The sequence below is a fragment of the Bradyrhizobium canariense genome (assembly GCF_019402665.1).
In the GTDB taxonomy this organism is placed as follows: domain Bacteria; phylum Pseudomonadota; class Alphaproteobacteria; order Rhizobiales; family Xanthobacteraceae; genus Bradyrhizobium; species Bradyrhizobium canariense.
On the sequence record NZ_VSST01000007.1, the window covers coordinates 84496 to 91446 of the forward strand.

The 6951-nt window shown below is 65.4% G+C and carries 6 protein-coding genes; 5 read left to right on the top strand and 1 reads right to left on the bottom strand.

Translation table 11 applies throughout. The features are described 5' to 3' along the window. Positions 1-42 precede the first annotated feature (42 nt). From cobS to FXB41_RS03465, 5 genes are all read left to right on the top strand, one after another. Complete coding sequence (cobS, locus tag FXB41_RS03445; RefSeq protein WP_007599232.1) at positions 43-1041, top strand: cobaltochelatase subunit CobS; 999 nt, start codon at positions 43-45, stop codon at positions 1039-1041. Between the two features lie 145 nt (positions 1042-1186). Beyond that, positions 1187-3091 carry a cobaltochelatase subunit CobT gene (gene cobT, locus FXB41_RS03450; protein ID WP_007599234.1) on the top strand — a complete coding sequence of 635 codons (1905 nt, stop codon included), beginning with the start codon at positions 1187-1189 and terminating at the stop codon, positions 3089-3091. Further along, positions 3088-4161: an esterase-like activity of phytase family protein gene (locus FXB41_RS03455; protein WP_219679465.1), complete on the top strand. Its 1074-nt coding sequence runs from the start codon at positions 3088-3090 to the stop codon at positions 4159-4161. The genes cobT and FXB41_RS03455 overlap by 4 nt, the downstream gene beginning before the upstream one ends. A gap of 266 nt (positions 4162-4427) precedes the next feature. Further along, positions 4428-5540, top strand: a complete 1113-nt coding sequence (locus FXB41_RS03460) for an NADH:flavin oxidoreductase/NADH oxidase (RefSeq protein ID WP_219679467.1) — start codon at positions 4428-4430, stop codon at positions 5538-5540. 277 nt (positions 5541-5817) lie between these two features. Continuing rightward, entirely contained in the window at positions 5818-6228 is a 411-nt protein-coding gene (locus FXB41_RS03465; protein ID WP_007599237.1) for a hypothetical protein, read from the top strand. 244 nt (positions 6229-6472) lie between these two features. Here the strand turns inward: FXB41_RS03465 and FXB41_RS03470 are convergent, their stop codons facing one another. Next, positions 6473-6718, bottom strand: coding sequence for a PilZ domain-containing protein (locus tag FXB41_RS03470; RefSeq protein ID WP_007599245.1), 246 nt, complete (start codon positions 6716-6718; stop codon positions 6473-6475). Positions 6719-6951 lie beyond the last annotated feature (233 nt).

Sequence of the window (6951 nt, forward strand, 5' to 3'; positions counted from 1 at the left end):
GCAATAACTGGTCTCGGGATCGCCCGGGACCTCGGAGGATTGATGACGACCGCCGCGATGTCCAAAGTTGAGGAAGTTTCCGGTTTGCCCGACATGAAGGTGTCGGTGCGCCAGGTGTTCGGGATCGACAGCGATCTCGAAGTCCCCGCTTATTCCGAAGTCGATCCTCACGTCCCCGAAGTCGATTCCGATTACCGCTTCGATCGCGCCACCACGCTCGCCATTCTCGCCGGCTTCGCCCACAACCGCCGCGTCATGGTCACGGGCTATCACGGCACCGGCAAATCCACCCATATCGAGCAGGTCGCCGCGCGACTGAACTGGCCCTGCGTGCGCGTCAACCTCGACAGCCACATCAGCCGTATCGACCTCGTCGGCAAGGACTCGATCGTGGTCCGCGACGGCAAGCAGGTCACCGAATTCCGCGACGGCATCCTGCCCTGGGCGCTCCAGCATAACGTCGCCCTGGTGTTCGACGAATACGACGCCGGCCGCCCAGACGTGATGTTCGTGATCCAGCGCGTGCTGGAAGTCTCCGGCCGGCTGACGCTGCTCGACCAGAACAAGGTGATCAAGCCGCACCCGGCATTCCGCATGTTCTCGACCGCCAACACCGTCGGCCTCGGCGACACCTCGGGCCTCTATCACGGCACCCAGCAGATCAACCAGGGCCAGATGGACCGCTGGTCGATCGTCACCACGCTGAACTACCTCAGCCATGACGAGGAAGTGGAGATCGTGCTGGCCAAGGCCAAGCACTATCGCACCACGGAGGGCCGCGACATCGTCAACAAGATGGTTCGCCTCGCCGATCTCACCCGCAACGCTTTCGCCAATGGCGATCTGTCGACGGTGATGAGCCCGCGCACGGTGATCACCTGGGCGGAAAACGCCGACATCTTTAGCGACATCGGTTTTGCGTTCCGGGTCACCTTCCTCAACAAGTGCGACGAGCTCGAACGTCCCCTCGTCGCCGAGTTCTACCAGCGCTGCTTCAACGCGGAGCTGCCGGAATCGGCGGTGAACGTGGCGCTCAGCTGATTTCACGCGATATGTCGTCCCGGCGAACGCCGGGACCCATACCGCGTGATGTCTCGAGTGAAGCGCCGCCGATAATTTCTCCTGACGCAATGATCGCCGGTGGTTATGGGTCCCGGCCTTCGCCGGGACGACGGGTAAGGGCGAGATGAGCACCACCTCCAACTCCAAATTCCGCAACACCAAGGAAGCTCCGACCGAGCCGTTCAAGCGCTCGGTGGCCTCCTGCCTGAAGGCGATCGCCAAGGCGCCCGAGCTCGACGTCAGCTTCGCCGCCGAGCGTCCCGGGCTCGCACCGGGCAAGGCGCGGCTGCCCGAACCCGCGCGAAAAATGACCAGGCGCGATGCCGCGATCGTGCGCGGCCATGCCGACTCGATCGCGCTCAAGCTCGCCTGTCACGATCCGAAGCTGCATCGCAAGCTGATGCCCGGCAATCCGCAGGCGCGCGGCGTGTTCGAGGCGGTGGAGCAGGCCCGTGTCGAGGCGATCGGTGCGCGGCGCATGGCGGGCGTTGCGAAGAACCTCACCGCGATGCTCGACGACCATTTCCATCGCGGCAAGTTCGACGAGATCACCGATCGCGCCGACGCGCCGCTCGCCGACGCGCTGGCGATGCTGGTGCGCGAACGCCTGACCGGCATGGCGCCGCCGACGGCCGCCAAGAAGATGGTCGATCTCTGGCGTCCCATCCTCGAAGACAAGATCGGCAGGCGGCTCGATCGGCTCGATACCGTGGTCGAGGACCAGACCAGGTTCGGCGATGCCGTGCATGATCTCCTGACGGCGCTCGAGATCGGCGACGAGCGCAGCGCCGACAGCGAAGACAATGACGAGAACGACGAGAACCAGGACGGCGACAACGATCAGTCCGGCGCCGAGGGCTCGCCCGATTCCGACGCCGCGCAGGAGATGAGCGCTGATCAAGCCCAGGCGTCGAGCGAGGAGATGAGCGAGAGCGCGATGGAAAGCGCGCAGGCCTCGACCTCCGACACCTTCGACGACGGCGAGCTCGGCGACGACGAGACGCCGGGCGAGGCGACGCGACCGAATTCGCACGGCAAGAACGAGCCGCGCGGGCCGGAATATCACGCCTTCGCGCCGAAGTTCGATGAGATCATCGCCGCCGAAGACCTCTGCGACCATGACGAGCTGGAGCGCCTGCGCGCCTATCTCGACAAGCAGCTCGCACATCTGCAGGGCATCGTCGCCCGTCTCGCCAACCGCCTCCAGCGGCGCTTGATGGCGCAGCAGAACCGCGCCTGGGAGTTCGATCTCGAAGAGGGCATTCTGGACCCCGCGCGGCTGTCGCGCGTGGTGACCGATCCCTATCACCCGCTGTCCTTCATGCACGAGAAGGAGGCGACGTTCCGCGACACCGTGGTGACGCTGCTCTTAGACAATTCCGGTTCGATGCGCGGCAGGCCGATCACGGTCGCGGCGACTTGCGCCGACATCCTCGCCCGCACGCTGGAGCGTTGCGGCGTCAAGGTCGAGATTCTCGGCTTCACCACGCGCGCCTGGAAGGGCGGGCAATCGCGCGAGGCGTGGCTTGCCGCCGGCAAGCCGGCCAGTCCCGGCCGTCTCAACGATCTCCGCCACATCATCTACAAGTCGGCCGATGCCCCGTGGCGTCGTGCGCGAAAGAATCTCGGCCTGATGATGCGCGAGGGGCTGTTGAAGGAGAACATCGACGGCGAGGCGCTCGACTGGGCGCACAAGCGCCTGCTCGGCCGGCCCGAACAGCGCAAGATCCTGATGATGATCTCGGACGGCGCGCCGGTCGACGATTCCACGCTGTCGGTCAATCCCGGCAACTATCTGGAGCGGCACCTGCGCCACATCATCGAGGAGATCGAGACCCGCTCGCCGGTCGAGCTGATCGCGATCGGCATCGGCCATGACGTGACGCGCTATTACCGCCGCGCGGTGACGATCGTGGACGCCGAAGAGCTCGGCGGCGCCATCACCGAAAAACTCGCCGAACTCTTCAGCGAGACCAACACCGCGCCCACGCAGCCGGCCAACCGCCCGCGACGCAAATTGCATTCGTGAGCAAGCATCGATCCCGCCGCAGCTTTATCGGCCACGCGGCGGCGGGATTTTCCACTCTCGCACTGTCTCGTCTGGCGCAGGCACAGCCCGCGCCGAAGCCGGCGCTCATCGAGCACGCCGTCGCCGCGCCCGTTGGCATCGAGGTCAACGCGCGGCCGATTCCCAATTTCGAGCCGCGCGACCGCGCGCGCACGCGGTTTGGTTCGCTGGACTATCGCGGCGGCCTGGTGCTGACCTCGCCGCATCGCGGCTTCGGCGGCCTGTCCGGCTTCCGCTTCCTCGACACCAAAGGCGAGCGCTTTCTCGCGATCTCCGACCAGGGCACCTGGTTCACCGGTCGCATCCGCTATTCCGGGCGGAGCATGACCGGTCTCGACGACGTCGAGGCTGCGCCGGTGCTCAATGCGGAGGGGCGGCCGATCACGGAGAAGCGGCTGTGGTACGACACCGAATCGCTCGCGCGCGACGGCGACCTCGTCTATGTCGGGCTCGAGCGTGTCAACCAGATCATGCGGTTCGATTTCTCGAAGGGCGGCACACGCGCCCGCGGCGAGGTGCTGCAGACGCCGCCGGCGGTGCGAAAGTTGCCCTATAATAAAGGGCTCGAGGCGCTGGTGTTTGTCCCCAAGGACATACCAAAGGGGCAGCCGCTCGCGGGGACCTTGATCGCGCTGTCGGAGGGCGGCTTCGATGCCGACGGCAATCTGATCGGATTCTTGCTCGGCGGCCCGACGCCCGGCCAGTTCAGCATTCGCCGCACCGAGCAGCAGCTGATCAGCGATGCGGTGCTGCTGCCCTCGGGCGATCTCCTGATTCTCGAACGCAAATTCTCCTGGTTCACCGGCGTCGATATCCGCATCCGCGCGATCCCCCTGAAATCGATCGCGCCGGGCGCATTGGTCGACGGCCCCGTGCTGTTCAAGGCAGATCTCGGCCACGAGATCGACAACATGGAAGGCATCGACGCGCACGTCACGCCCGACGGCGAGACCGTGCTGACGCTGGTGTCCGACGACAATTTCTCGATGCTCCAGCGCACCCTGCTGCTGCAGTTCGCGCTGGTGGAGTAGAGGCTATCTCTTGTCGTCCTGGACAAGCGAGCAGAGCGAGCGCTGATCCAGGACCCATTACCCCAGGGAGAAGTTTGGCGAAGGCTCGTGGTTATCAATCCGCGCAACACTGCTAACTGGGGTAATGGGTCCTGGCTTTCGCCAGGACGACGACCGCGGTGCAATGCGTGGCCGAACGAGCCGCCATGCCCGCCGCGCGGCTGGCAATCGGCGCATCGCTCACTACACTCTCCCCAACTCCCCGCCCCATCCCGGAACTCCCCCGCATGAGCGTCCTGTTTTCCCCGATCAAGCTGCGCGGCCTGAATTTGAAGAACCGCATCGTGGTGTCGCCGATGTGCCAATATTCGGCCGAGGACGGCGTTCCCACCGACTGGCACTTCACCCACATCAACAATCTCAGCCTGTCCGGCGCGGCGATGTTCTGCATCGAGGCGACCCATGTCGAGGCGATCGGCCGCATCACGCCGGGCTGCCTCGGGCTCTACAGCGATGCCGCCGAGGCCGCGCTGAAGCAGATCCTCACCTCGGTGTGGAAACATTCCTCGACCGCGGTCGCAATGCAGCTCGCGCATGCGGGCCGCAAAGCGAGCAGCGCGCGGCCTTGGGACGGCGGCCAGCTGATCTCGCAGGACCAGGGCGGCTGGCAGACCGTGGCGCCGTCGGCGCTGCCGCACAAGGAGGGCGAAGCCGCGCCGCTGGCGCTCGACGCCGCCGGCCTCAAGCGCATTCGCGATGCCTTCGTCGATGCGGCGAAGCGCGCCGATCGCATCGGCATCGACGCGATCGAGCTGCACGGCGCGCACGGCTATCTCCTGCATCAGTTCCTGTCGCCGATCTCGAACAAACGCACCGACGAATATGGCGGCTCGCTCGAGAACCGCATGCGCTTCCCGCTGGAGGTCTATGACGCGGTCCGCGCGGCATTCCCGCACGACAAGCCGGTCGGCATGCGGGTGTCGTCGACCGACTGGGTCGAGAGCGGCTGGGACCTGGCGCAGACGATTGAGTTCGCCAAGGCGCTGAAGGCGCGCGGCGTCGACTGGATCGATGCCTCCTCCGGCGGCGTCTCGCCGCTGCAGAAGATCGCGCTCGGCCCCGGCTATCAGGTGCAGTTTGCAGACAGCATCAAGCGCGAGACGGGTTTGCCCACCATCGCCGTCGGCCTGATCACCGAGCCGAACCAGGCCGAAGACATCGTCGCCTCCGGCAAAGCCGACATGGTCGCGCTCGCCCGCGGCATGCTCTACGATCCCCGCTGGGCCTGGCACGCCGCAGCGGAGCTCGGCGGCGAGGTCGAAGCCCCGCCGCAATACTGGCGCTCGCAGCCCTCGACGCAGAAGGCGCTGTTCGGCAAGACCAATTTCGGGGCGCGGTGAGGGGGGCGAATGTGGCGCGACGACCGCGCCGCAAACTCGTCATTGCGAGGAGCCCTTGCGACGAAGCAATCCAGACTGCGTCCGCGGAAAGAGCCTGGATTGCTTCGCTGCGCTCGCAATGACGGTCGGGGAGGCATGCGCCCACGCAAAGGTCGCCGCGCTTGCGTCCTTTGGTCCTAAACCATCCCACCTCACGCATCCGTAAACCCTCTCACCTTCCACCTCCGCCAAATCTGGCCTAACCTCGCGTGCGTCCAACGCCTCGCGGAGGCCTGCCATGCGGTTTCGTATCCGGAAAGCTGCCCACGTCATCGAGCGCGTGGGGCTTGCGATGGCGGGCGCGGCGTGCGGGCTGTTCGTCGGCGCTTACGTGGGATCCGCGATTCCCGCGCTCACCACGGAAGGCTTCCTGCTGCTGATGATGGTGCTGGGCTTCGTCGGCTTCTATCTTGGCATCGACACACCGCAGCTGCCCTTCGACGAGGCCCACGGCGACATCGACGCCGCGGAACTGTTGAGCTCCGCCGGCACGCTCTGCGCCACATTCACTGCGCTCGCCTCCGTCGCCATCATCGTGCTCCGCCTCGAACCGCATATTGCGTGGAGCTGGTTTGCTTTGTTCGGCTGGATCGCCGGCGTCGCGATGCAGATCGTCGCGGGGGCAAAGGCGCGGATGCGGAAGTCGTGAATTTGTTGTGTTGGGAGAGATCGCGCCGCAAGCACAGTGCGTTCCCTCCCCCCTTGTGGGGGAGGGCTAGGGAGAGGGGTAGCCACACGGCGTGCTCTGTCGAATGAAGCGAGACTCTGTTGCCGTCACTTCGCAGGTCGCCGACACCTTTTGCTGGGCCACCCCTCTCCCCAACCCTCCCCCACAAGGGGGGAGGGAGCCGAGCGGAGTGTGGAGCGCGGCCTTGTTCAGCAGCTGGAAGGACTCAAAACACCACGCCCACTTTCGTGCCGCGCTTCCACGCCACGCGGCAGCGCTTCTTGGTGTTGACATGCAGCAGCTCGAAGCGATCGGGAATCTTCACCTGGCCGCCGAGATCGACGCAGGCGCCGCCCGGCGAATAGTCGATCAGCGTGCAGGGGATCACCGGCGCGCGCGGGTCGGTGATGATCTTGGCCTGGCGGGACACGAGGCCTGCGGGTTTGACGCGGGCATGTCGGCGCGGATGCATTGGCACTCTCCTCCAATTTCCGCGGATGGCGCGGGTGGTTTGTCGATGATGCCAAGGAGTTGATTCGATCCGGCTAAGGCGGGGCGGAGAATTTTAATGAAAAGTATTGGCGAATGGAGAAAGCGGCGGTAGCGGGGTGCGGCTGCCATCAAAGCCCGTCCGTCATTGCGAGCGCAGCGAAGCAATCCAGACTTCCTCTGCGGAAAGATTCTGGATTGCTTCGCTGCGCTCGC

Bases quoted from the DNA above. Each gene is read 5' to 3' on its own strand.
- cobS (WP_007599232.1), top strand. From the start codon at position 43: ATGACGACCGCCGCGATGTCCAAAGTTGAGGAAGTTTCCGGTTTGCCC.
- cobT (WP_007599234.1), top strand. From the start codon at position 1,187: ATGAGCACCACCTCCAACTCCAAATTCCGCAACACCAAGGAAGCTCCG.
- FXB41_RS03460 (WP_219679467.1), top strand. From the start codon at position 4,428: ATGAGCGTCCTGTTTTCCCCGATCAAGCTGCGCGGCCTGAATTTGAAG.
- FXB41_RS03465 (WP_007599237.1), top strand. From the start codon at position 5,818: ATGCGGTTTCGTATCCGGAAAGCTGCCCACGTCATCGAGCGCGTGGGG.
- FXB41_RS03470 (WP_007599245.1), bottom strand. From the start codon at position 6,718: ATGCATCCGCGCCGACATGCCCGCGTCAAACCCGCAGGCCTCGTGTCC.